Origin of the sequence: Halobacteriovorax sp. GB3, from assembly GCF_028649655.1 — a bacterium.
Taxonomy (GTDB): Bacteria; Bdellovibrionota; Bacteriovoracia; order Bacteriovoracales; family Bacteriovoracaceae; genus BSW11-IV.
In genome coordinates this window covers 213316-238702 of sequence record NZ_JAQSLN010000001.1, presented here as the reverse complement: position 1 = coordinate 238702, position 25387 = coordinate 213316, and the positions used below count along the sequence as shown (strand labels likewise).

The 25387-nt window shown below is 36.7% G+C and carries 23 protein-coding genes; 9 read left to right on the top strand and 14 right to left on the bottom strand.

Annotated features, from left to right (window positions below):
* Positions 1-157: 157 nt before the first annotated feature.
* On the bottom strand, positions 158-1354 hold the full coding sequence (locus tag HBN50_RS01160) for a hypothetical protein (RefSeq protein ID WP_273867239.1): 1197 nt from the start codon (positions 1352-1354) through the stop codon (positions 158-160).
* Between the two features lie 126 nt (positions 1355-1480).
* Between HBN50_RS01160 and HBN50_RS01155 the strand changes: the two genes are divergently transcribed.
* Positions 1481-2545, top strand: coding sequence for a hypothetical protein (locus tag HBN50_RS01155; RefSeq protein ID WP_273867238.1), 1065 nt, complete (start codon positions 1481-1483; stop codon positions 2543-2545).
* On the opposite strand, the gene soxR is transcribed toward HBN50_RS01155, so the two are convergent.
* Complete coding sequence (gene soxR / locus HBN50_RS01150) at positions 2542-2997, bottom strand: redox-sensitive transcriptional activator SoxR (RefSeq protein WP_273867237.1); 456 nt, start codon at positions 2995-2997, stop codon at positions 2542-2544. The genes HBN50_RS01155 and soxR overlap by 4 nt on opposite strands.
* Positions 2998-3089: 92 nt before the next feature.
* Here soxR and HBN50_RS01145 point away from each other — a divergent pair, with 92 nt between their 5' ends.
* A complete protein-coding gene (locus HBN50_RS01145; RefSeq protein ID WP_273867236.1) occupies positions 3090-3833 on the top strand; it encodes an SDR family NAD(P)-dependent oxidoreductase in 744 nt (247 codons plus the stop codon).
* 30 nt (positions 3834-3863) lie between these two features.
* Here the strand turns inward: HBN50_RS01145 and HBN50_RS01140 are convergent, their stop codons facing one another.
* Positions 3864-4151 carry an ArsR/SmtB family transcription factor gene (locus HBN50_RS01140; protein ID WP_273867234.1) on the bottom strand — a complete coding sequence of 96 codons (288 nt, stop codon included), beginning with the start codon at positions 4149-4151 and terminating at the stop codon, positions 3864-3866.
* 84 nt (positions 4152-4235) lie between these two features.
* Here HBN50_RS01140 and HBN50_RS01135 point away from each other — a divergent pair, with 84 nt between their 5' ends.
* Positions 4236-5285 (top strand): alkene reductase, encoded by a 1050-nt coding sequence (locus tag HBN50_RS01135; protein ID WP_273867232.1) that lies wholly within the window; start codon positions 4236-4238, stop codon positions 5283-5285.
* Between the two features lie 11 nt (positions 5286-5296).
* On the top strand, positions 5297-6286 hold the full coding sequence (locus tag HBN50_RS01130) for an LLM class flavin-dependent oxidoreductase (RefSeq protein WP_273867231.1): 990 nt from the start codon (positions 5297-5299) through the stop codon (positions 6284-6286).
* Here HBN50_RS01130 and HBN50_RS01125 read toward each other — a convergent pair.
* The 6 genes from HBN50_RS01125 to HBN50_RS01100 form a co-directional block, all read right to left on the bottom strand.
* A complete protein-coding gene (locus HBN50_RS01125; RefSeq protein ID WP_273867230.1) occupies positions 6278-7219 on the bottom strand; it encodes a hypothetical protein in 942 nt (313 codons plus the stop codon). The genes HBN50_RS01130 and HBN50_RS01125 overlap by 9 nt on opposite strands.
* Complete coding sequence (locus HBN50_RS01120) at positions 7209-7712, bottom strand: hypothetical protein (RefSeq protein ID WP_273867229.1); 504 nt, start codon at positions 7710-7712, stop codon at positions 7209-7211. Before HBN50_RS01120 ends, HBN50_RS01125 begins: the two co-directional genes overlap by 11 nt.
* A 64-nt stretch (positions 7713-7776) precedes the next feature.
* The gene (locus HBN50_RS01115) at positions 7777-8946 is read right to left on the bottom strand and encodes a hypothetical protein (RefSeq protein WP_273867228.1); all 1170 of its coding nucleotides are present in this window, start codon (positions 8944-8946) and stop codon (positions 7777-7779) included.
* Entirely contained in the window at positions 8943-9431 is a 489-nt protein-coding gene (locus HBN50_RS01110) for a hypothetical protein (protein ID WP_273867227.1), read from the bottom strand. The genes HBN50_RS01115 and HBN50_RS01110 overlap by 4 nt, the downstream gene beginning before the upstream one ends.
* 111 nt (positions 9432-9542) lie before the next feature.
* Entirely contained in the window at positions 9543-10205 is a 663-nt protein-coding gene (locus tag HBN50_RS01105; protein WP_273867224.1) for a hypothetical protein, read from the bottom strand.
* 113 nt (positions 10206-10318) lie between these two features.
* Positions 10319-11500 (bottom strand): hypothetical protein, encoded by a 1182-nt coding sequence (locus tag HBN50_RS01100; protein WP_273867222.1) that lies wholly within the window; start codon positions 11498-11500, stop codon positions 10319-10321.
* Positions 11501-11746: 246 nt separating this feature from the next.
* Here HBN50_RS01100 and HBN50_RS01095 point away from each other — a divergent pair, with 246 nt between their 5' ends.
* Positions 11747-13324, top strand: a complete 1578-nt coding sequence (locus tag HBN50_RS01095) for a HAMP domain-containing methyl-accepting chemotaxis protein (protein ID WP_273867221.1) — start codon at positions 11747-11749, stop codon at positions 13322-13324.
* A gap of 42 nt (positions 13325-13366) precedes the next feature.
* On the opposite strand, the gene HBN50_RS01090 is transcribed toward HBN50_RS01095, so the two are convergent.
* On the bottom strand, positions 13367-15205 hold the full coding sequence (locus HBN50_RS01090; RefSeq protein WP_273867219.1) for a cystathionine beta-synthase: 1839 nt from the start codon (positions 15203-15205) through the stop codon (positions 13367-13369).
* Positions 15206-15369: 164 nt separating this feature from the next.
* Here HBN50_RS01090 and HBN50_RS01085 point away from each other — a divergent pair, with 164 nt between their 5' ends.
* Both HBN50_RS01085 and HBN50_RS01080 read left to right on the top strand, forming a co-directional pair.
* Positions 15370-15705, top strand: coding sequence for a hypothetical protein (locus HBN50_RS01085; protein ID WP_273867218.1), 336 nt, complete (start codon positions 15370-15372; stop codon positions 15703-15705).
* Positions 15706-15775: 70 nt separating this feature from the next.
* A complete protein-coding gene (locus HBN50_RS01080; protein WP_273867215.1) occupies positions 15776-17239 on the top strand; it encodes a carbon starvation CstA family protein in 1464 nt (487 codons plus the stop codon).
* Positions 17240-17263: 24 nt separating this feature from the next.
* On the opposite strand, the gene HBN50_RS01075 is transcribed toward HBN50_RS01080, so the two are convergent.
* The 4 genes from HBN50_RS01075 to HBN50_RS01060 all read right to left on the bottom strand — a co-directional run bounded on the left by HBN50_RS01075 (position 17264) and on the right by HBN50_RS01060 (position 20793).
* Positions 17264-18538 carry an ABC1 kinase family protein gene (locus tag HBN50_RS01075; RefSeq protein ID WP_273867213.1) on the bottom strand — a complete coding sequence of 425 codons (1275 nt, stop codon included), beginning with the start codon at positions 18536-18538 and terminating at the stop codon, positions 17264-17266.
* A gap of 70 nt (positions 18539-18608) precedes the next feature.
* On the bottom strand, positions 18609-19385 hold the full coding sequence (locus HBN50_RS01070; RefSeq protein ID WP_273867211.1) for an ImmA/IrrE family metallo-endopeptidase: 777 nt from the start codon (positions 19383-19385) through the stop codon (positions 18609-18611).
* 87 nt (positions 19386-19472) lie between these two features.
* Positions 19473-20342: a 4,5-DOPA dioxygenase extradiol gene (gene ygiD, locus HBN50_RS01065; protein WP_273867209.1), complete on the bottom strand. Its 870-nt coding sequence runs from the start codon at positions 20340-20342 to the stop codon at positions 19473-19475.
* Positions 20343-20493: 151 nt separating this feature from the next.
* The gene (locus HBN50_RS01060; protein WP_273867208.1) at positions 20494-20793 is read right to left on the bottom strand and encodes a hypothetical protein; all 300 of its coding nucleotides are present in this window, start codon (positions 20791-20793) and stop codon (positions 20494-20496) included.
* A 90-nt stretch (positions 20794-20883) separates the two neighbouring features.
* Between HBN50_RS01060 and HBN50_RS01055 the strand changes: the two genes are divergently transcribed.
* Together HBN50_RS01055 and HBN50_RS01050 are read left to right on the top strand one after the other, a co-directional pair.
* Positions 20884-22437 carry a cation:proton antiporter domain-containing protein gene (locus HBN50_RS01055; protein WP_273867206.1) on the top strand — a complete coding sequence of 518 codons (1554 nt, stop codon included), beginning with the start codon at positions 20884-20886 and terminating at the stop codon, positions 22435-22437.
* 181 nt (positions 22438-22618) lie between these two features.
* Positions 22619-25375: a bifunctional aconitate hydratase 2/2-methylisocitrate dehydratase gene (locus tag HBN50_RS01050; RefSeq protein WP_273867204.1), complete on the top strand. Its 2757-nt coding sequence runs from the start codon at positions 22619-22621 to the stop codon at positions 25373-25375.
* The last annotated feature ends 12 nt before the right edge of the window (positions 25376-25387 follow it).

Genomic DNA, 25387 nt, shown 5'->3' with positions numbered 1-25387 from the left:
GTATTAAATAGGTAGGAACTTAAAGAATCTAACTAAAAATATTCAAAAACAATAATCTCTTATACGTTTAATCTACACTTTGCGCAACTGTTTTCGCTCATCGCCAAAAAGTACGAGTTTTCAAACACTTAACCTAGCTACTTTCTTCTCATCACTCTTAAAGTTGCCTTAAAATATCGTCAATATCACCCCTTAGGACAGTGCGTGTACTTCCATCGACGATAGTCATTTTAATTTTCTTACGCATAGGAGTGCTTTTAATATCAAAGTAGACATCACATTTGCCACTGGATTCACCAAAATTATATTGAACATTAATCTTCTTGGCCCTCTTCGCATATTTTTGAAGTTGATATTCAAGTGAAGAGGAATCACAGTCCTTAAAATTGAGGTCTTTACTCTTTTCTATCTGAACTTCTTTTCCTGAAAAGCCGTAGAGAATTGATTCGATATCTTCGAGAAAAAACGCTTCCGACTGTCTAATCATTTCACCAATGGTCTTCCCTTCTCGTGGGCACATCGTTGATTCATTAAAGCCAAGCTCTTCTACATAAGTATATAGCTTTTTAAATCTATCGAGATTATTTCTGTAGGCAACTAAACCATGCTCAACTCCATAGTGAGCACTATCTAGTCCTTCAGAGAGGTATTCAATACCAATCTTATTCCCATATTCATCATCTTCTTCAATAAAAGCGAGACGACTTTCAACCTGTCCACATGAGCTTTTAAGAAAAGCATTTCTATAGCGATGAGAGAGTTCAATAATTCTCTGATCAGTTCCTAGGTTTAAATAATTTGTTATCGACCTTGCTGCCAGGGTCTCCATTTCTTGTTCATTAAAAAATTCAAAATACTTTGCGATTAAATCAGGGTGATAGAGTTGATCGAGAATGATTTCTTTAACTTCTGGTGAAACATTCGAGAGATTTCTTTCTGTGGAGAAAGCACTAAATTTGCGAATGTCTTCTAATGCCTTTTTAGTATAGGCCTTCTTCTCACTAAGAAAGTCCTGCTGAACTTTTTCAATATCTGCGATAACAATGTGTGAAGTATTCCGTCCAATGAGTGTATTTGAAATGTAAACGTCTTTGAACTTTTCAATAAAACGTGATGCAATTTGATCTTTAAAAGTAGGATTGGCCTTAATAAAGTCACCAATAATTTCACTTACAGGACGATCTATTTGATTGAAAATTAGCGCCTTAGAAACCTCTAACATCCCTTCACTCAACTCGTAGAGTTTAAATTTCTCTCCGGTAAAGGGATTAACAAGATCATCATCTTGGCCGTAGGCCTTTTCAAAAGAAAAGAGTGAACTCAAAAATATGGTGCTTAGTAGAAATAATTTCATACGCTCATCCTACCAATTCTTTCAGTTTAGCAGTTTCATTTGAAAATTTAACAAGGAGTGTAAGCTATTTAGACGGCCGAAATAAAATCCTTCGCTCAGGCGCTTATCTCTGTGTAAAATAACTTCATGAAGCTTGAAGATATTGAAAAAAAAGCATTTTTAGTTGGTGGGGCCGTTCGCGACAAACTTCTTGGTTTAGAAGTCTCAGACTTTGACTACGTTCTTATTGGTATAAACAGTCAGGAACTCATTGATGCTGGTTTCACAAAAGTTGGTAAATCATTTGATGTCTTTTTACATCCAAAAACTAAGAATGAATATGCCCTCTTAAGAGGACAAAATAAGTACTCCCTTGAAGAGGACTTAAAAGCAAGAGATCTAACCATCAATAGTATGGCCATGAATTATCAGGGAGAAATTATCGATCCTTGTCACGGTCAAAATGATATTAAAAAGAAGATTCTTCGTCATTCGAGTGATCTTTTTGAGCAAGATCTCATTCGCATCTTTCGGCTTGCTAGATTTCAGGCAAAACTCTGTTCATTTAAAATTGCAAAAGAAACAAAGAGTAAAATCAAAGAGCTTTGCAGCAAGAATGATCTCTCGAAGATTCCAGGAGAAAGGATACTAAAAGAAATAGAAAAGGCATTTAAGACAAATCATCCATCACTCTTTTTTAATTCACTAAAAAAAATAAATGTTTTATTACAAACATTTCCTCAATTAAATCTAGACGAAGATCAATTTCTTATCGCTATGGAAAATCTTGATCGAATGCGCCTAAAAACAGACCGTTTTAAAGTTCTTATGGCCACTCTCTTGAGCCATATTCCCTCACAATCTGTTATGGAATTCTGTCAGCGTTACAAATTGGATAATCCTACAATGAAGCTTTCAATTCTAGTTCATACTTGGCAAGACTTCTATTTTAGAGCGATAGAGGCCGACTCAAGTGAGATCATTCACTTTCTAAGAGATGCAAACTTTAAACGTGAACAATCTCTTACAAATGATTTTATACAAGTCTTAACTCTCAAGGGTGCAACTCCAAAAGAAGGAGAATTTCTTTTAGAGTGCCAGACTGTACTTTCAACGCTTAAAATACATAAAGTTATTCAAGGGCCAATTAATGCCCAAAAAATTGAAAACACTTACCTTCGAGAAATTGAAAAAATAAAAATGAATTATTAATACTCTTCTTCAGGAAGAAGTAGACGAGCTCCACCACCCTCTTTTGCCAGTCGATCTTCAGGATTTCGAAGAGGGCAATCTTTAAGCGAAAGACAACCACAGCCAATACAAAGACTTAGTTGAGAGCGCATATTTTCGATTAGCTCAACTCTCTTTTTTAAGACTCTCTCCCAACTGCGGCCAAGTTTCTTCCAATCACTAGCACTGAGGTGCTCTTTGTTTTCTATATTTTTAAAGGCCTCTTTTATCTCGCCTAATGTAAGACCAATCTTTTGAGCGACTTTTATATAGCTTAGAATTCGCAACTCTCTTCGATGAAAGCGCCTTTGATTCCCACTATTTCGATATGAGCGAAGAAGTCCTTTTGACTCATAGAAATGGATTGCCGAAATGGCCAAACCACTTCTCTTTGCAATTTCTCCAACCGATAAATATTCTTTTTCAATTTTCATAGACCCTCTTGACCTCAACCTTACTTTAGGTTTTACAATCCTAACCCAGTACAGCTTATGAGGCAATTACCAGGCCTTAATTTGGAGGATATGTGAAAAAATTCAATGCTTTAGTTACAGGTGGAGCAAGAGGTATCGGCGCAGCAACAGCGAAAGCACTAGCTAAAGATGGGCACCGTGTTTTTATTAATTATTTAAGAAGTGAAGACGTTGCGAGTGCGCTTGCTAAAGAAATTAGAACTGCTGGTGGAGAAGCTTTCCCTATTCAGGCCGATGTTCGCGATGAAAAGGCCATAGCAGCAATGTTTCAAAAAATTGAACAAGAGTATGGAAGCGTTGATATTCTTGTTTCAAACGCCAATATGAACTTTACTCCTAAGCCATTTTTAGAGCAAAGCTGGGAAGAGTTTCAAGAGAAGTTAAACAATGAAATGTTCGCCTCATACGTGACAGCAAAATATGCAGCGGCCAGTATGAAAAGAAATAAGTATGGAAGATTAATCTTTATTTCTAGTACACTTTCAGAAAGTCCAGCACCAACTTTTATTGCTCACGGGTCGGCCAAAGGAGCACTCGATTCATTTAGCAAATACTTGGCCCAAGAGCTTGGACCTTACGGTGTGACATCTAATATCGTTGCTCCAGGACTCGTTCTTACTGATGCGACAAAAAATTCGCCAGAAGAGTTCAAAGATTTTATTAAAGAGATGACTCCAACAAAAGAAATTGCAACTCCCGAGGACATCGCTAATACGATTCAATTTTTAGCTAAGAAAGAATCAGGACACATCACAGGAACATATATGCCAGTTTGTGGCGGTGCATATCTCCCTTAAAAAACTAAGGCCCATATCATTGGGCCTTTTTTATAAACTTGTTTTTATTGTTTCAATCAAGCCAGGATAGAGCTTTTTAATATTTGGATTAAGAAAGAGAAATTTCTTAACCCCTTCTGTCCTTTCACACAAGATATGTGATTCAAGAAGTATTTTAATGTGATGAGAAAATGTAGCCTTATTCACACAATAATCAAATTGGCCGCAAGAAAGCTCGCCATCTTCATGTTGGATGAGCTGTTTAATGACTCCCATTCGTATGGGGTCACCCAGAGACTTAAAAATCTTATCTAGTGGAATTTCTTTGCATTTGTTCATTGTTAGATAAAATTCTAACAAATTACTTGATTTTTTTCAAGCAGGGTCTTATTGTTTGAAATATATCAAACAAAGGATTGATAAATGAGTAATTTACTTACACCCATAAAAATAGGAAATAGTGAACTTAAAAATAGAATTGTCATGGCACCACTTACTCGTGCAAGGGCCTTTGAAAACAGGACTCCCAATGACCTTATGCTGGAATACTATACACAAAGAGCTGGGGCAGGACTTATTATCACTGAAGCGACAGCAATTACTCCAAGTGCCGTAGGCTATGCCAACACACCAGGAATTTGGTCAAAAGAACAAATCGCTGGTTGGAAGAAAATAACAAAGGCCGTGCAAGAGAGAGGATCAAAGATCTATCTTCAATTATGGCACGTAGGGAGAATTTCTCACTCAATGTTCTTAGATGGCGAGCTTCCCGTGGCTCCAAGTGCGATTGCTCCCAAAGGGCATGTCTCACTCGTTCGACCATTAACAAATTATCAAACTCCCCGTGCTCTATCGACCGAAGAAGTTAAGCAGATTGTTCAAGACTATCGTCAAGCGGCCATTAATGCTAAAGAAGCTGGTTTTGATGGTGTCGAAATTCATGCGGCCAATGGCTATCTTATTGATCAATTTCTACAAGACTCAACAAATAAAAGAGATGATATCTATGGTGGTTCTATTGAAAATAGAGCAAGGTTTCTCATGGAAATTGCTGACGAACTTATTGATGTTTGGACGAGTAATCGCGTTGGAGTCCACTTAGCACCTAGATGCGATAGCCACGATATGGGAGACTCAAACCCACTTGAACTCTTTCGCTACGTTACTAAAGAGCTTGATAAAAAGAATGTCGCATTTATATTTACCAGAGAGTCACTACAAGAAGATAGCATTGCTCCTAAAATGAAAAAGCTTTTCAAGGGAACTTTTATTGCCAATGAAAAGTTCACAAAAGAAAGTGGAGAGAAGGCCATTGAAGAAGGAATTGCTGATGCTATTTCCTTTGGTGTTCCCTTTATAGCCAACCCTGATCTCGTTTCAAGATTTGAAAAGAATGCCGCTCTCAATGAACCGGTTTATGATACTTTTTATGGCCCTGATCACATCGGTTATACCGACTATCCAACGCTTTAAAAGGAAGGTTCATGGCAAATTTATCACTTCTCGATCTTATCTTTGTTAATGAAGATCAAAGTTTAAAAGAAGCTTTTGATAGCGCTGTAAAAGTAGCTAAAGCTGTCGAACATTTTGGGTTTAAAAGAATATGGGCGGCAGAACACCATAATATGCCGGCCATCGCCAGTGCTGCGACTTCAGTAGTCATCTCTCATTTGGCGGCCAATACTGAAAAGATCAGAATTGGTGCCGGTGGGATAATGCTGCCAAACCACTCGCCTCTCGTCATCGCAGAGCAATTTGGAACACTAGAAGCACTTTATCCAGGAAGAATTGATCTTGGTCTTGGTAGAGCTCCAGGAACGGATCAAAAAACAGTTCAGGCCCTTCGCACTGATCAAAAGAATTCACAGAATTTTCCTAGCGATGTTCAAGAACTTCAACGCTACTTTTCAAAGGAAAGTTTTGAAGATCCCATTGTTGCAACACCGGGAATGGGTCAAGATATTCCTCTATGGATTTTAGGATCAAGTACTTTCGGTGCTCAACTAGCAGCACACTTCGGTCTGCCTTACGCCTTTGCCTCCCACTTTGCTCCAGATGCAATCGCCGATGCTCTCAACTTTTACCGAAGTGACTTTAGACCTTCAAAGCAACAAGTAAGGCCCTATGTTATGCTGGGCGTGAATATCATTATTGCTGATACCGATGAACAGGCACAATATCTCTCAACAAGTCAGAAACAATCTTTTGTAAACCTAAGAAGAGGTGTGAAAAGAAAGTTTCAACCACCAATTGAGAATATGGATGAATACTGGAATGAAGCAGAAAAGCAAATGGCCAATCATATGCTCTATTTCTCATTCATTGGATCAAAAAAAACTGTAAAAGAAAAACTCTCCACATTTCTAACTCGTTATCATCCAGATGAATTAATGGTTGTGACATCTATTTTTGATGTTGATAAAAAGATCTATTCTTTAAAATTATTGAGTGAAATTATGGAAGAACTAAAATAAAGAGTGAATAATCTCTAATGAACTTATCTCACTCATCTTCATTTGAACTTGAGTGAGATGACGATTTCGTAATTCCAATTTCTCTAGATCATCTTTTGCTAAAAAGTCTTCATAACAATCGATAAGTGAAATCACGTCAGGACAAGAAAGACTCTCCTCAACTTTCCATATATAACTTAAGTGCTTTCGCTGTAAGAATATTGGAATATTACCGCAGTAGATACTCTCAAGAGATGCCAAAGAGAAAATATCAATATTTGATGGTAAGATAGTGGCCTTAAATTCTCCCATCAATTTTAAGATATTTTCGTGGGGAGCACTTTCACGGTAGAAAATATTTGTATGATCGAGAATAAGCTCTTTGAGAAGTATATCTTCTTTAGTCTGTTCAATTAAGAAATCACCTACGATAACAATTCGGTGCCCTCGCTCGACAAACTCCTCTAGAAATTGATAGCTCAGTTTATCTGAAAAAATGCGCCCTACAAAGAGAAGCTCATCTCTTCTTTTTTTATATTCTTCTAAATGAGTGTCCTGTACTTTTTTATGTAATCTCTCTAAGTCATAGCACCAACGTATAACTTTGGTATCAACCTCCCACTCAGGAAGAATAATATCGCGATAAGGGCAAAGAATTCCATCATAATGGGAATAAAAAGCATAATGATCTAGGTGCAGTTTACCTGGGACAAAATAGTAAAAGGAATTTTTAAAATGAGATTTATATTTTTCAATTGGAAATGAAACAAAATCATGGACAATGACAACGGCATCACTATCGATTTGATAAAGTTCAACAGACTGCAACTGATCTTCAAAAACTAGATTTACATCAAACTCTAAACTTAGATACTCAAAAAGGTATTGAGCCGATTGTTTGAGTCCTTGTGTACTTCGCTTTGAAAAGACAACAATACTATTCTTAGCTCTCACGATAACGAATAACAAAAGAAGGATTTAATAAGATATTCCCTCTTCTGTAATGAATAAATTTAGCGCGCATAAGATCTTTTAGCGAACGAGAGAAGTCTATTTTGGCCATTTCATATTCAGGATATTCTTTCCAAAGACCCGTTAACTCACTCAATAAGTCAGCTTCTCTTTTTCTAAATTTTCCAAGTTTTCTAAGATGGAACATCAGGAAAGCTTCGCTCTCGTCAAACTCAAATTGTAGTTCTTCTGCAATAATAAGAAATGTTTCTGTACCAATCTTTAGGGCGACGCCCTTTCCTTTAGAATTCGTAAGAGTTGTAAGACCTTCTAAAAGTTCTTTTAATTTGAAAGAAACATTTTTGATATGTGGCTTAGGATCATGATCAGATAGTACGGCAATGGTAATTGATTTTCTGATTAACGTCTCAAATTTATCAGAGCCTTTGAATGCTTCAGCTCTTTCAATAATATTACTATATATTTCTTCTAACATGATCTCTCCAAACTTTTAGCTACTATATACTAAAAAAGTGCTAAAAAAAAAGGCCTTTTCTCTCTCATTTAATCGAAGAAAGAACCTCTTTTAGGCTTCCTTGTGTCGTTGAAACACTGGATTTTGTTTTTATCGTCAAATAAACTAACTTTCGAAGGGGTGTTGGTCGCACTTCAATGAGAACCTGACAATCAGAGTTCCCCTCTCCAAAATTGTAAACAACGCCATTTTTCTTTGCCCGATTATAATATTTATTCACAAGATATCTAATATCATCTGCTTCACAGCCACCAAAATTCATTGGCGCAGTATCGACTTTCTTCCAACCATTTTGAAATAATTTCGAAAGATCATCGTCAAAAAAGATGCCGAAATCTCTCACTAACTCAAAGATGGCCTTTTTATCATTTTTACAATGAGTCGATTCATCTAAACCAATTCTCCTTGTAATATCAATTAGCTTTTCAATATTTTGATAATTTTTAACATAACTAATTTTAGATTGTTCAACGACAGTTGAATCCCCTGTTTCCTCAGATATTTTGAGACCCATCTTATGACCGTTAAATTCATCTTCGGTAATAATCTCTAATTCACTCTTAATAAGATGGCAAAGACCATCGATCGCTCTATCTTTTCTTTTTTCAATTTCATGAATTAAGCGTTGATCGAGTTTACCTTTATAGAGACTTTCAAGGGCCATAGGAAGAACCCTTTCATCGACTTGTTTTCCTAGCTCGTTTAGAACTTTGATCATCTCATCAACGCTCGTAGCAGATTCGGCAACACTAATTTTTGTCATAAGAGATAGGCCGTCATACTGACCAGTAGTAGAATATTCTTCGGCCTCAACGATCTTTTTCACGATCATATTCGCTTCGAAACTACTTTGCCCTAAACGCTGTTCAATGATCTTTTTTACCTGGGAAAGATCAAGAGATGTACGCTGCTCTTTTTTAAAAAAATTAGAAAAGTATTCTTTTTCCAAGCTTTGTACAAAAGCAGTCATGATAAGGTTCGCATGGTCTGGATTTTGATTTACAAATTGTTCAATAGTATAATCGAGAGATTGTGGAAGATGACCAGAAAGATAATACCTCGCCATATAACGAGTCACTTGTCTTTCAAAGTTTTCTGGCGTTACTTTTTGTCCATTCATAGGATTCACTATGACATTAGAACTAAAAGATTTGAGACTAAATAAGAGGATTAGACTTGTTAAAATAGTCTTCATGGTTGCCACTTATAAATATTATCGTCAAACTCAATATTGGATGAATGCTTAACCTGATTTCTAATTTTAAAATATTCCCACCATGAAGTGCGCGTCGGTAGACTCACATTAATAAGACAGGCTCCACTAAAGTCGACCTTAGATACATCTCCGGCAAGAGTGGCATTAGCAACGACTGTATTTTTTAAACTTAACTCAGTACCATCAATAATAAGACTTCCACTCAAGATAGCTGAATCAACAATTTCAGCTTTCTTATAATCGATTTGATGAATGAAATTATGCATGAGAATACGACTCACTTTATTTTTGCTATAAACCTCTCTTATACCATTTGGAACGCGATCAATTTGCTCATAGCTTATCCCATGAAGCATTTGCAGACACTTTGTTGCCTGTTTTTTTTGAAGTTTATTAAGCCCTTCTATTCCTCCAGCATGGGAAGAAAATGATAGAAAAATTATCGTACAGAGAAGTAAGCGCATTCCTAAAGTCCTTTTGTCTATAAGTAAATATAGAGAAGCAATTTCTGTGCCATATAAATACGGGATTTCTAGGACTTTCATAACGAAATTTGTCTATGAAATAAACAACGCTTATAAAATTGACGTATTACGAGTTAGTCTAAAGTTACTTTTAACATAAAAAAGTGCGTAATTAAGAACAAAAAGGGCCAAGAGTAACTCAGAAACCTCTTCCATTGGATTGCCCCATCGATTGGCACTGAATCTAAATTGATAATAAGTTAATTCTTGTGAAATGATGACGAGAGTTATTGAAACGATAATATATAAGACTTGCTTTTTAGAGAGCCAAAGATATTTAATCTCATCCCCTTTGTAACGAAGTCTCCACTTCATATAAATAAAAAATGAAAGAGCAAGAAATAGACCGAGGTCAAAAAAAGGAAAGATTAGATTGTGAAAATTTAATTCTCTTTGAACATTCCAGGTCGAAAAGAAATTTGGTGTGTGAAACTCTATTAGCCACTGTCCCCAAGAGACTTCTTCTAACGCCCAGAAAAAGGTAACACAAAAGAAAAAAAGCGCCCCCTTAACCTTTACGCTTTGTGAAAGCATTATGAAACTAGATATCAATAAAAGAAAAAACGTAAGAAGTTCAACAAAACCATCTTCATTGAAAACTAAGTACTTTGGAAATGTTCCATTTATTGGTTCATGATATTGAAAAAAAATAATGCCAATTTGAACAACTAAAATAATAAAAAAGAATAAAGAATTTAATCGATTAAAAGTCATTCCCAATCCACAAAAAAAGTCTATCTATTATTTTCTTTGCGAATCAAGTATTTGTAAACTAAACCAATTTTCCATTAATCCAAGCTAGTTCTTAAAAATACTTTTAAAAGTCATTAATTTTCACGAGCAATCGCCAAATCTCTGGCTAAGTCGTCACCAATATAAGCGTGAAGATGAAATTTATTATAATATGGCAGCGAAGTCACAATTTTTAAAAATTCTTCTTTCACTTGTTCAACTTCTAATTGTCCGTCCATCCCCTTTTCTAGCAAGGTGTTTATTTGTTGTTCGATTTTCGAAAACTCTTTTTCATTGAGATAAACTTTTTTTCGAAGAACTTCTTTAACTTTTTGTTCAAGTTCTAACTTTTTAAATGCTCTACCATTCATCAATTCAAAACTTGTAACGATTCTCGGCTCAAGACTTTTAATACGCCAATCATAGACTTTTATTCCATAACTTCTAAGGTAATCAAAAAGTTCTTTAGAAGGTGATTTTTTAGTGAAATAGAATTTTTCAATATTTTGAACATTCAACTTTTCTTGATTGAAGAATTGAAGTTCAATATAATTTGCTCTTTGTTGATCGCGTTTTTTAGCAAAAGGCTCTGCTAAAGTTTCATTCTTTTTTAATTGTTCTCTATTTCTTACAAAGTGATCTTCAAGAATATAATTCATCTTCTTTAAAGGAAGAAAGAGATCATAGAGTTTATCTTCTTGGTCTTGGTTAAAAACTAGTGGATGATAATTATGATAGCTATCCATTGAATCGCCAATAGTGAATGTCGTATCTTCTATTAACTTATCAGTTTTAAAAACCCAAATATCTTCACCAAATTGTGGAATTGATAGTAATTGGGGTCCATCTTCAATTTTAAGACCTCGTTTAAACATCAAGAACCCATAGAAAGGTCTCTCATGAATTTCTGTTTCAGCTCGTGCTTTACCTAGACGTATTTCTTCAGTTTCAAGACGTGCTATTCCTGTTGCCGCAGCAGAAGTTTTAACTCCTTGGGAATAAGCATTTTTAAAATGGAAACCATCTTCAAGAATCAACTCTCTTAAACTCTCATGACCCGTTGTCGAGAGCATCAGATTATTTTCTCTAACGAGGGCCCTCGTTGGTCCCATTGTTAGAAACTTTCTTGCTTTTAATCGTGATTTTGCAATCGACTCAAGTCGATTCACTGTAGGATTGCCTTTGAAAAAGGCATGGGCCTTATCAATACAACTCGAACTCCATGAAGAAGTTGCCAATAAATAGAGAGAAATCACAAAACTTAGTTTTTTATTCATGAAGATAAGTTAAGCAAACGGCGTGCCATTAAATAGAATTCATTACGGCCATTTACTCTTCTTTTTCTCAGGTATTCGCCCAAAGTTTTAACAATTAGATAATTATTGATCAAACCTTAAAGAACTAAACGCTCACTAAGCTAGTAACTATTTATTTACTAGACAATAGCAAGACAAGCTCAAGAAAACTTAAAGAAAGTTCTTTTTCAGTACGATACCTATGTTAAGCTCACCCGCGGGGGAAATATGAAAAATAAAAATATTAAGATTAAAATTCTACTTCTATGTTTTATGCTTTGTGCAGTTAGTATCACTATTGGTGGAGTTTCCTATTTTGGATTCCAAAAATTTATTGGCCTCTCAAACCTTGTTGTTGAAGATGTTATTCCTAGGAATACCCTCCTTACTAATATGGATGTCAGTTACCAAAAAACTCGTATTGAAGTCAGAACTCTCGGACTTGCAAAACTTAATGCAAAAGAAAGAGAGAAGGCCATTCAATCTTCACTTGGCGCTGTCGCATTATATGAAAAGAATGCAAATCAGTTGGAAAAAATGATTACCAACAAAGAAGAAAAAGAAATTTTTCAACTTCTTCAAAAAGAGTGGCACGACTTTAAAAAAGTTGGAGTCGAAGCAATTACATTTGCGAAGGTCTATGATGAGAATGCGAGAGAAAAGCTTCTTGAGATTTTCCTTGTTCATTGTCCAGAAGCTGCTGCTCATTTTCAAAAAGCACTCGATCGATACAATAACTATATTAACAATGAAATTAAAATGACTTCAAAGCTCGTTCAAAAGACGACCAACAGTCTTAACATGACTCTTATTATTATATCTTCTTTAGGTGTAATTTTTGGTCTTATTGCAGGAATTCTTTTTTCCAATAAAATCGTTCAATCGATCCAAGAAGCTCTAAAAAACCTTACGGGGAGTTCGCACTCACTTTTTGAAAGCGCGAACCATATTGCAACGACCTCTCAAAATCTTTCAACATCTACAGTACAACAAGATACTTCACTACAAGAATCTTCTAGCTCGTTGAAACAAATTAGTGCCATGGTCAATCTAACTGCAGAGAATGCTAAAATTTCCAATGATCTTGCTCACGAGAGTTTAGAAAAGGCATCTGTTGGAAAAGAATCTGTCGATCAAGTAATCTCTTCAATTGATACGATTAATAGAGATATCGACCTTATCGTCTCTGAGCTTCATGAGAACAATGATAAAATGGAGCAAATTGGTACTCTCATAACAAGTATTGATGAGAAGACAAAATTGATTAATGATATTGTTTTTCAAACAAAACTTCTTTCATTCAATGCATCTGTAGAAGCTGCTCGTGCAGGAAATGCAGGTTCTGGTTTTGCCGTTGTTGCACAAGAAGTTGGAAAGCTCGCCCAAATGAGTGGAGAGGCCTCTGTTGAGATTGAGAACCTCGTTAAATCAACAGTAAGCCAGGTTCACAGTATCATCAAAGAATCGGAAGAACGTGTTCAATCACTTAGTGAAGAAGTGAAAAGAAATGTCCATTCTGGATCAGATATCGCAAATAATTGTGGATCGATACTCGAAGAGATTTTAGATAGCGTTACCAATGTATCGACATCCATCTCAGAAATCTCTCGTGCGACAGATCAGCAATCAAGGGATATCATTGAAATACAAGATTCAATTTCTCAAGTTGATAGTGCTTCAAAAGATAATACGAGTATAGCAAGAAATGCATCACAAATTGCGAAAGAATTGCAGGGACAAGTTTCTATCGTCAATAACTCTATTTACGATATTGAAACGGTCATTCTTGGAAAAAGAGCTGCTTAAAAAATGAAATACATGTGAGTCGAAGCTAACCCTTTGACTCACTTATTTTAAAAAAGTCTGACAAAACTTTGTAAATACGCTCTTGTGCGCCTCTAGATCAAATTGCGGAGAGAGCGATACTCGAACAATATAATCTTTATCGCCTTCTTTTGTTGTCCCTTGAGTAGAAGTCGCAGGAATTGTCCAATAACAACCTTTTAACTGACCATAACTAACACAAAACTTACTCTCACTAGGAATAGATTCGATCATTAGATTAATAAGCTTTAAATTGAGTTCACGCTTAAGCTTTTCCCTCTCTTCGAAACTCTCCCCTTTAGTAGGTAAATCAAGAGAAAAGACGGAAGGTGTAAAGCCTTGAGAGGCCAATTCGCGTGAGACGAAATTTATTTTTGCCTCAGGTAGTTCTTTTTCAATATGATCGACGAAGGCCCTTGTATTTGTGTAGGCCTTGGCAATTCTTTCAATCATTGATGGCATTTGAGCAATAAGTGTTTCAACTTGAAAATCAGTGGCCTCATTTTCATTAAGCTTTAAATGCTTTTCGACAAAGTTCATCAAATGGGAACCTTCGGCGTTAGAAACACAATAGCCAGCTGTACACAGACCACCACTTGGAAATTTAGACCCACTAACATAAGCAATCGTCTGAACACCGGCAAGGTAATCACTCTCCCCTAAAAATTCGACATTTGGGCAAAAGGTCTGATCAAGAATAAAAACAGGAGCTACGGCCTTGTCCTGATTACTAGTTAATCTCTCTTTGCAAAGAGTTTCTTGTAGCTTTAATAAATGAGGTATTTCAACACGAGGATTCGTTGGAATTTCAGCGATGATATAAGCAACAGCATCATTTTTAGCAACGTCATCTAAAATTGACGAAACACTTGAAACCATATCTTTTCCGCTATCAACAGGAAGATCGATAATTTCAACATTTTCCAAACAAGCCGCGACTCTTCTGGCCTGATCATTTGTTCCTCCATAGCAATTTGGAGGGACAATGAATTTGATTTCTTTATTTTTATGAACTTGTTGTGCGTAATCGACAAGTCCCATCATAATCGCATATTGAACAGATAATCCACTTGATCCAACAAGAGCATCACATTTAGATTTTGTAATGTCTCGAATCATTTTCGCAAGTTCAGTTCTTTTAGATGTCTGAGTTAACTCACTTGTAGTCTCACCCGAGACTCTCTTTAGAAGTTCTAAACAACAATCAGGAGTCATTGCAATTGACTCTCTTCTTCTGACGTGTTGAATTTCTTTTACATAGGATTCACTCTCTGGCGAATTAACAATAACAACACTTCCAAGAGCGTCATCTATCCCCAATATAAAGTCATATTGAGAATTGATTTCATTATTAAATAGAGCATCAAGACTTGTAATAAGAATTGAGCTTTCTTTTATATTAGGTTTCTCAATCTCACCTCTTAAAAGTTCAAATTTGTAACCATAAACTTCTTTCAATAGTGATTCATCAAAATGTTTAGGAAGAAAATCTGTATAGAAAATATTTGTCTTCTTTTTAGAGAAGAGATTCTTTCTTAGGATGGCAAAGATTGGCATTGATTGAGATGAAAAAGAAATAACATTTTCAACCGCGACTTCTTTATCTTTAGAAAGTGTCCATTCAAGGACACATGAAAGAGGATGTCCAAGACGAATATAATCAAAGGCCGTAGGCAGATGATTCAGTTCACTAGCTAACTTAGCAATCTCAACTTTTTCTAGGGCCTGAAACTTCTCTAGAAATTCAACTTTTGCTAGAGACTCATTATAAATATCGAGTCTGTGAGTTGTAAGCTTTAACCAATCACTTGGCATATGAGTAATAACATTCTTAATAAAGTTTATTGTATCTATTTGAATCATACCTCGTTCCTTTTTCCTCACCTAATATACAAGATCTTGAACATTCTTCAAAGCAACCGAATATTGGCGATTTAGCACATAAAGTTTTTACAAAATACTAATTGTTGATGCCAAACGCAAACAAAAAGGCCATAACTAGGCCACAACACAAAAGGGAGAATTATATGAAATTACTACTGACGATCTCAGCATTTCTCATGCTCACATCTTCATTCGCTTACGAGGATAGAATTCCTTCATACACACTTGAAGACTTCTGTAGAGAAGATCCTACGGGAGAGCTCTATTCAGAACTCTATGATGCCTATGATACAGAGACGCAATTTGAAATTATCAATGTTGATTTCGACGAATATGAAAGACTTGCTGAAAGTAATGACTACGATGTTTACGATCTTGCAGAAAGATTCTCTGAAGTTGAATATGCAGTTGATGCTTGGGAGAAAAAGACTTGTAACACTCGTGGACGCGAGATGTTTAGAAACTATAAAAAACATTAAAATTCTTGGAGAATATCAAAGCTTGTAGCTATAATAAAAATAAGAATTCTCTTAAATCTGGAAAGAAAATATGCTTATTTTTATTATCTGTATTCTCTCGCTAGCTCTCGCCTATTGGCTCTATAGCCCTTTTGTCGAGAAACAAGCTGGCATCGACCCGAAGGCCCAAACCCCAGCAACGCGTTTTGAAGACGGAGTTGATTATGTGGCGATTTCACCATTAAAGGCCTTTCTCATTCAATTTTTAAATATCGCTGGAGTTGGTCCGATTTTCGGGCCAATTCTTGGTGCTCTCTATGGACCGGTTGCCTTGGTTTGGATTGTCCTAGGAAATATCATAGGCGGCTCTGTTCACGACTTTTTCTCTGGTGTTTTAAGTATTAAAGAAGATGGTAAAAGTCTTCCTGAAATTGCTGGTCACTATCTCAATATCTACTTCAAAGGGATTATGCTGCTCTTTACAGCGATGCTTCTCTTTTTTGTTGGTGTTGTCTTTATAATGAGTCCAGCCGGACTCATTAGCAATCTTGATACATTTAGTGGAACAATGTTTGCTGATAATACATTTTGGGTACTCGTTATTCTTGGCTACTATCTTCTTGCGACACTTCTTCCTATCGATAAAATCATTACAAAATTCTATCCTGTCTTTGGTCTTCTCATGGTTGTCATGACAAGTTCAATTGCGATTGCTCTTTTAGTTAATGCTCCACACCTACCTGAGATTAAAAATATTTTTGCCTTCTTAGATCACAATCACCTAAGCCACGAGCTTCTCGATCGTGACCCAAATGGACCTCCTGTTTGGCCTCTTCTCTTTGTAACTATTACTTGCGGGGCCATTAGTGGTTTTCACTCTACTCAAGCTCCTATCATTGCGAGATGTCTTACAAATGAAAAGTATGTTCGCCCCGTGTACTATGGAGCGATGTTAGCAGAAGGTGTCGTAGCAGCGGTTTGGGCCCTTGCAGGAATTGCAGCATTCCCAGGAGGCTACGTTGAACTAAAAGCACTCATTGCCCAAGGCGGACCAGGACTCGTTGTTAACAAAGTAGCAACAACTTATCTTGGAACTTTTGGTGGAATCATGGCGATTCTTGCAGTGGCAATCTTCCCAATCACTTCTGGTGATACGGCCTTTCGCTCACTAAGATTAACAATCATTGATGCTTTTAAAATTTCACAGAGTATTAAAAATCGTCTACTCGTTTCAATTCCAATTTTAACGATAGCCTATTTTATGACTAAAATCGATTTTTCATTGATTTGGCGCTACTTTGCCTTTTCCAATATGCTTCTTTCAACAAGTGTTATGTGGCTTGCGACGAAGTATCTTTTTACAAAGAAGACATGTCACTGGATTGCCAGTCTTCCGGCCATCGCAGGAACTGCTGTGACAGTCTCTTATATTATGACTGCTTCAATTGGAATCAATCTTCCTGAGAAGATGGGAAAACCAATAGGACTTACCGCTGGACTTTTATGTCTGATTGCTCTTATCTATTTTGATAGAAAAAATTATTCAAAAAAGTAATTTCTTATACTTTGGTAGCTAGGCTTAGTGATACTCACTAAAGAGCTCTTTAACATCAAACCTAGCTCCAAGCTTTTGTAGAATAAAGAATACTCCACCAATCTTTCGATCGATAAAAAGGGAGTGGCGTGGAGGATTTCCAACAGCAACTTCTTTCATTAGTCTTGGAATCATATCCATGACCTGATCAGCAACCGTTGATTTTCCCCAATCATAAACCCCTCCTTGAAAAGGAGCTGAAATAACTGTGGCATATTCCCAGAAAAAATCTTCATTAGTTTTCTTATTCTTAGAGAGATAATGCATATCATAGAGAGTATCAAAAAAGAGTTTTCGATCTAAGTTAGCACAAGCGATTAAAAGTTTTTGATACTTTTTCAAAAAAGACTTTGGTGGTGATTTCGAAGCACCAAAATCAATAAGCCCCCACTTTTCATTAGGAAGCAAAATGTAATTTCCCATGTGAACATCAGTTTGAACTTTTTCGAAAACAAAGATCTCTAAGAACATCAAGCGCATAAACTCCAGGCCTAGTCTATTCCTTTGTTCTTGTGAAAGATTCATCGACTCCAGATCGCGTAAACTCTCACCATCTAAAAAGTCCATGGTCAAAACTCGATCATTACAAAAATCGGGATAAACTTTTGGAACAACAAATTGTGGATAATCGCTTAAAAGATCATAGAAAGTTTGAAGGGATTTTGCTTCTTCCAAATAATCTGTTTCATGATAAAGCATTTCTTCAATTTCAAGATACACTTCTTTCAAATCAATTTCTTTTGGAACGATATTCATCAGCTTCACGAGAAGTTTCAGCGCTTTAATATCATTTTTTATGGCCTTACGAACACCTTTGTACTGAATCTTCATTGCAAGCGTTGAAGGCTGCTCAGAATCTTTTTCTCGCGCTAGATGAACTTGACCTAAGCTTGCAGCTGCAAGTGGCGTTTGTTCAATTTCTAAACGATCTAAAATGGCCTGTGGGATTTGGTCTATAACCTGTGACCAGTCGAGGTAGAAGGACTGATTTTCAAGTTGTTTAAGAATATTCTGCGCTTCCTTAGGAAGAAAAGCTCCACCATAAGTTGAAAGTAATTGGCCGGCCTTCATCAGTGAGCCTTTCATAACACCTAATTCATTGGCGATTAATTCCACGTGAGGGGCGATGCCGCCAGTTAATTTATTTTTGAATTCTTCATTACGATTGTCCCAAACATCTTTTCCCATTTTAATGGCCATCTTAGCGACAGAGAATTGACGTTCAAGGAATTTATTTTTTAACTTACTTATCTTTTTCATATAACGATTCTAACTGAAAACGTTCAGAATGAATCTAGATAAATTCTTGACGTTAAACAATGAAAACCATTTACAAAATTCGTTCAATTCCAAAGGGGTCAAAGCAATTAGGTCTTAACTGATCGAGAATTCCATGAATCATAATATCAATTCGACATTGGGCATCTGGGTAAAATGTAGAACTCAAATTAAATTCTTTCGCTCGAATAGTAGAGGCTCCATCATACCTTGATTTTCCTCCTAATAACTCAAAGAACTTCATATCGGCATGGAGGGCATTCATTGCTCTAATACAATACTTCTTATTCCCTCTTGTATCTTCTCTAGAACAGAGATCTTCAATATAAGGATTTGATGCAACAGCATCGATTATTCTTGGATAATATTCATAAAAAAGAGGAAGGCAGATATTTGTTGCAAAGTAGTCGGCCTGTCCCTCTGTAGTCGTCCCATTCTCTTTAACAGGATCTCCCCCAAGGCCGTGAGCAAGTTCATGACATAGAGTAACGGCCAGAGCATCTGGCTCCATAAACTCTTGCTTTGCAAAACCACCAAAGACAGTTAGATAAAACTCTTTTTTCTCTTTGTTTTCAATTTTAAAGAAGCTTGCATTTATCAAATCAAGATTCCACCAATACTTTTCTTCAGTAGAGTTTGGATTCGAATAAGAAGTCGGCTGCTTATTAATAAAAAGATGATAATCGTCAGAGGGTTTTAACTCCTCAAAAACTTTGAATGTGATTTCTTTTAATTGCTTAAACTCTTCATAAGTGACTGATGCCTTAATTGAGTTCGGTAAGAATAGAATGAGGTATGTTAGAATTAGTGTTGGTGTAAAATTCTTCATACTGCTAGCTATCAATTGGAACCACCAATCGTCAAAACCTAATATATTTACATGTAAAAAAGACTCTATCGACTAAACAAATCGAACTTAAACACCAAACCTCACGCATCTCATAGAAAGAGAAGCACTCTCTATCCCCTCGTAATCAAAGGTCAATTTGTCTGATTGATCACTTGCTCCAAGAATGTAGAGAAGTGGTGTGTAGTGTTCAATCGAAGGAATGCTAAGTCTTCCCGCTTGTGTATCAAGTGCATTTTCATAAAGAGGTTTGAAGTCTCTTCTTGTAAGTTTTTCTTTAACCCAGTTATCAAATTCGATGGCCCAATCATGAGGTCTGGCCTCTTTATCAAAGTTAATCTGTCTTAGGTTGTGAACGATATTTCCACTACCAACTATAAGCACACCTTGCTCTCTTAAAAATTTCAACTTCTTTCCAAGTTCAAAGTGATAACTCATAGGCTTAGTTGCATCTAAACTCAATTGTACGATCGGTACATCGGCCTTGGGATAAAGAAATTTTAAAACCGACCACGTTCCATGGTCGAGACCCCACTCTTTTTGATCAACATTAATTCGCGGGTCATTAATTTTCTTAGCTATTTCATTGGCCATTTCAGGCGAACCTGGAGCGACATATTGAACTTCATAGAGTTCTTTTGGAAAGCCGTAGAAATCATGGATCGTCTTTGGCCACTCCATGCCAGTAACCCAAGAACCTCGTGTTTCCCAGTGAGCTGAGATAATGAGAATGGCCTTTGGTTTCTCAACGATTTGTCCGATCTCTTCAAGCTTTTGAGTAAATGTATTATTTGAAATTGCATTCATTGGTGAGCCATGGCCTAAAAAGAGCACAGGCATTTTCTTTTTCTTATTCATTTCTTTTTTTCTCCAAAAGGCCATTGTTGCAAGAGTAAATACTCCTGCTGCAAGAGCTGACCTTCTACTAAACTTTTTCAAGAGCACATCCTAGACGTCATAGAAACTCCAACATAATTGTTATCTCTAATTATCGCCATAAAGGGATTGTTGCAGGAGAGGACAAAACTGAAAATCATTGTTGCACAAGAGCAACAAAAAGAGAGTTCTTAAACTACTGAAATAACGTTACTTAGATTCGTCTTATTAGGACTTGTCCACTCGGTCCATCCATATCTCGGACTAATTGTAATTGAAGACTAAGGATAAAGTTTGGATACGTGTACTTTTCTTGGTTTTGCTGCTGAAGCTTGTCCGACTTATTAAAACGCTCACTCAGCTCCACCATACGATTTTCAAGTAAACGACAGACTTCAACTGAATATTGAGACTTGTCTTTGATATCAATTGCCAGATGATCGATTTCAAAATCACAGCTAAGAACGTTAAAAGAAAGTAGAGAAATGACTAATGAGAGAGCGATTTTTTTCATATGGCCCATCTTAGAAAAATTGAAGCTAAAATTCAATTTATATAAAGGTTCTCGTTCTCAATAATCTCTATTATTTTCCGATAATCTAGTATGTTCGATATCATATGGATCAGTATTTCTTTTCTTTCAGGACTTCTTGTCGTTCTCGGTAAATTGCCTCCGATGATAGGTTATATTGGAGCGGGATTTATTCTCCATTTTATCGGCGTAGAAAAGTTTAGTGGTCTCAGTGAACTCTCCGAACTTGGAATCAGTCTTCTGCTTTTTAGTATCGGTTTAAAATTAGATCTTAAAACGTTGGGTAAACCTGAAATCTTAGGAGTCACCGTTGCCCAAACGATCATTAGTTTTTGTGTTATCTTTCTTGTTAATTATTTTTTGATAGGATCTGAGTTCATTGTAAGCGGTAGTATTATTGCTTTTGCCTTAACTTTTTCTAGCACGATTTTTGCTGTAAAAATTTTAGAACAACGAGGAGACTTCACGACAAATTATGGACGTATGTCTATTGGTGTTCTTATTATCCAAGATATCTTTGCCGTTCTCTTTATGGCCTTTAGTACACAGAAAACCCCTTCGGCATGGCTACTTCTTTTAATAACTTCTCTTTGGCCTCTAAGAATAATTCTTTCAGAAATTCTAACTCGTATTCGCCAATCAGAGTTAATGGTTCTCTTTGGCCTAACGGTTTCCTTTGGTGGAGCTTTTCTTTTTGATCAAGTTAACGTTAAAGGTGATATTGGTGCCCTTATTTTAGGGATACTTCTCTCAAAGCACCATCGGGCCCTAGAACTTAACCGCTGGCTCATTTCCTTTAAAGATTTTTTTCTCCTTGGCTTCTTTCTTTCCGTTGGAATGATTGGACTGCCTACGATTGAACAAATTGGAATAGCTATTCTTATTAATCTCTTTCTTCCCCTTAGAATGTTTATCTACTTCTTTTCTTTTTCAAGATTTGGACTAAGAAGTCGAACTTCATTTCTTACTAGTGCCTCTTTAACAAACTTTAGTGAATTTGGACTTATTGTCTGCTCATTTGCCGTTGGTAAGGGATTACTTGATAGCTCTTGGCTTACAACCCTAGCAATTACCATTTCATTTTCTTTTATTACCTCAGCATTTTTCAATCACTATGCAGAGAAACTTTCTCAAAGATATGCTGATATCTTAGGAAGTTTCCAAAGAAAGGATCTGCACAATAAAGAGAAAGATGTGGATCTCCAAAAGGCCAATGTTCTCATTATTGGCATGGGAAGAGTTGGGCAAGGGGCCTATAAGTACTTTGTAGATGACAATAAACGCTCACCCCTTGCCATTGAAGTCGATGACCAAGTTCTAAACACCTTGAGTGAAAAAGAAGTCAATGCCATTTATGGAAACGCCACAAGTCCCGACTTCTGGCAGAGAGTTCAGCTCAAAAAGACTTCTGTCTCTCTCATTCTCCTAGCGATGCCTCTTGTCAGACAGAACTGCGTTGCAGCGCAACTAATTAGGAAGCAAGGCTTTAAGGGTACAATCTCTTCTATTGCCAAGTTTCCAGATGACGAACCGGTTCTCTTAGATCATGAAATAGATAGTGTTTTTAATCTCTATGCTGAGGCGGGAACAGGGTTTGCTAAAAGTTCTTGTGAGGAAAAGGCCTAAGCCTGTTAGCGCTCAAAAAGCAGCGCACAAAGCGACGACAAATTCTATTTAAAACTCTTGTTAGATAAACCCTCACAGATGCCTTTCCCCTTCCCAGTTTATCCCTATCTATGCTATTGTAGCGATCATATTCATATATTTAAATTAACTTTTATATCAATCATATTTCAGAGGGATACGTATGAGCTTATACTTAGACTACTTAAAAGAAATTGAAGAGCGTAAAGGTCAAAACCTTCACCCGAAGCCAATTGACGACAGTGCACTTCTAAATGAAATCATTGCTCAAATTAAAGATACTAATAACGAGCACAGAAAAGAATCTCTCAACTTTTTTATCTATAATACACTTCCAGGAACAACGAGCGCGGCTTCAGTAAAAGCTGACTTCCTAAAAGAAATTATTCTAGGTGAAGCTAAGGTAGAAGAGATCACTCCTACTTTTGCTTTTGAACTTCTATCACACATGAAAGGTGGACCTTCTGTTGAAGTTCTTCTTGACCTTGCTCTTGGCAGCGATGAAGCAACAGCAAAAGAAGCTGCTGAAGTTCTTAAGACTCAGGTTTTCCTTTACGATGCTGATACGGCAAGACTTAAAGAGGCCTTCAAAGCTGGTAATGCCATTGCAAAAGAAATTCTTGAAAGTTATGCAAAAGCAGAGTTCTTCACAAAACTTCCAGAAGTTGACGAAGAAATTAAAGTTATCACTTATGTTGCCGCTGAAGGTGATATTTCAACTGACCTTCTCTCTCCGGGGAGTGAAGCTCACTCACGTTCAGATAGAGAACTTCACGGACAATGTCTTATTGATGAAGTTGCTCAATCAAAAATTAAAGAACTTCAAAAACTTCACCCAGACAAAAGAGTTATGCTCGTTGCTGAAAAAGGAACAATGGGTGTTGGTTCTTCAAGAATGTCTGGTGTTAACAACGTTGCTCTTTGGACAGGAAAGCAAGCTAGCCCATACGTTCCTTTCATCAACATCGCACCAATCGTTGCAGGAACAAATGGTATTTCACCTATCTTCCTAACAACTGTTGATGTAACTGGTGGTATTGGAATTGACCTTAAAAACTGGGTTAAAAAAGTTGATGCCGATGGAAATGTAGTTCTCGATGAAAATGGAGATCCAGTTCTTGAGCAAGCTTACTCTGTAGACACAGGAACAATCCTTACAATCAATACAAAAGAAAAGAAACTTTATAACGGTGACCAAGAACTCATCGATATGTCAGCGTCACTTACGCCGCAAAAGCTTGAGTTCATCAAAGCTGGTGGATCATACGCTATCGTTTTTGGAAAAAAGCTTCAAAGCTTTGCTGCTTCAACTCTTGGTATCGAAGCTCCAACAGTATTTGCTCCTTCAAAAGTTGTAAGCAAAGAAGGTCAAGGACTAACAGCAGTTGAAAAGATCTTCAACAAAAATGCTCTTGGTGTAGCTGAAGGGACAACTCTTCACGCAGGTTCAGATGTAAGAGTTCAAGTTAATATCGTAGGTTCTCAAGATACGACTGGTCTTATGACTTCTCAAGAACTTGAATCAATGGCCGCAACAGTTATTGCTCCAACACTTGATGGTGCTTACCAATCAGGTTGTCACACAGCTTCTGTATGGGACAAAAAAGCGCAAACAAATATCCCTAAGCTTATGAACTTCATGAATAAGTTTGGTCTTATCACGGCACGTGATCCAAAAGGAAAATACCATGCCATGACAGACGTTATTCACAAGGTTCTAAACGATATTACAATTGATGACTGGGCCATCATTATCGGTGGTGACTCACATACAAGAATGTCAAAAGGTGTAGCTTTTGGTGCTGACTCAGGAACAGTTGCTCTTGCACTTGCAACAGGTGAAGCTTCAATGCCTATTCCACAATCTGTTAAAGTAACTTTCAAAGGAACTTTAAAAGATCACATGGACTTCCGTGATGTTGTTCACGCAACTCAAGCTCAGATGCTTAAGCAATTTGGAGAAAACGTTTTCCAAGGGCGTATTATCGAAGTTCATATTGGAACACTTCTTTCTGACCAGGCCTTCACTTTCACTGACTGGACAGCTGAGATGAAAGCGAAAGCTTCTATCTGTATTTCTGAGCCAGACACACTTATTGAATCTCTTGAAATTGCAAAGAGCAGAATTCAAATCATGATTGATAAGGGAATGGACAATGAAGCTAAGACTCTTCAAGGACTTGTTGATAAAGCATCACAGAGAATTGAAGAAATCAAATCAGGTTCAAAACCACCTCTAACTCCAGATGCAAACGCAAAGTATGCAGCTGAGTTCGTTGTAGATCTCGATCAAATCGTTGAGCCAATGATTGCTGACCCAGATGTAAATAACGAAGATGTTTCTAAGAGATACACTCACGATATCATCAGACCAGTTTCTTACTATGAGGGAACAAAGCAAGTTGATCTTGGTTTTGTTGGTTCTTGTATGGTTCACAAAGGTGACCTACAGATTCTTTCTCAAATGCTAAGAAACCTTGAAAAGATTCACGGTAAAGTTGAATTTAAGGCACCTCTGGTTGTTGCACCTCCGACATACAATATTGTTGATGAGCTCAAAAAAGAGGGAGACTGGGAAGTTCTTCAAAAGTACTCTGGATTTGAATTTGATGACAATGCTCCAAAGAACGAAGCGCGTACGAAGTACCAAAATATGATGTACCTTGAAAGACCTGGTTGTAACCTTTGTATGGGTAACCAAGAAAAAGCTGAAAAAGGTGACACTGTTATGGCAACTTCAACTCGCCTTTTCCAAGGTCGTGTTGTTGCTGACTCTAATGAGAAAAAAGGTGAATCACTACTCGCCTCTACTCCACTTGTTGTTCTTTCAACTTTCCTAGGAAGAGTTCCAACGATTGAAGAGTACAAAGCTGCAGTTGATGGTATCAAGCTTACAAGCTACGCTCCACCATTGAGCTAATTTCGAGTTTAT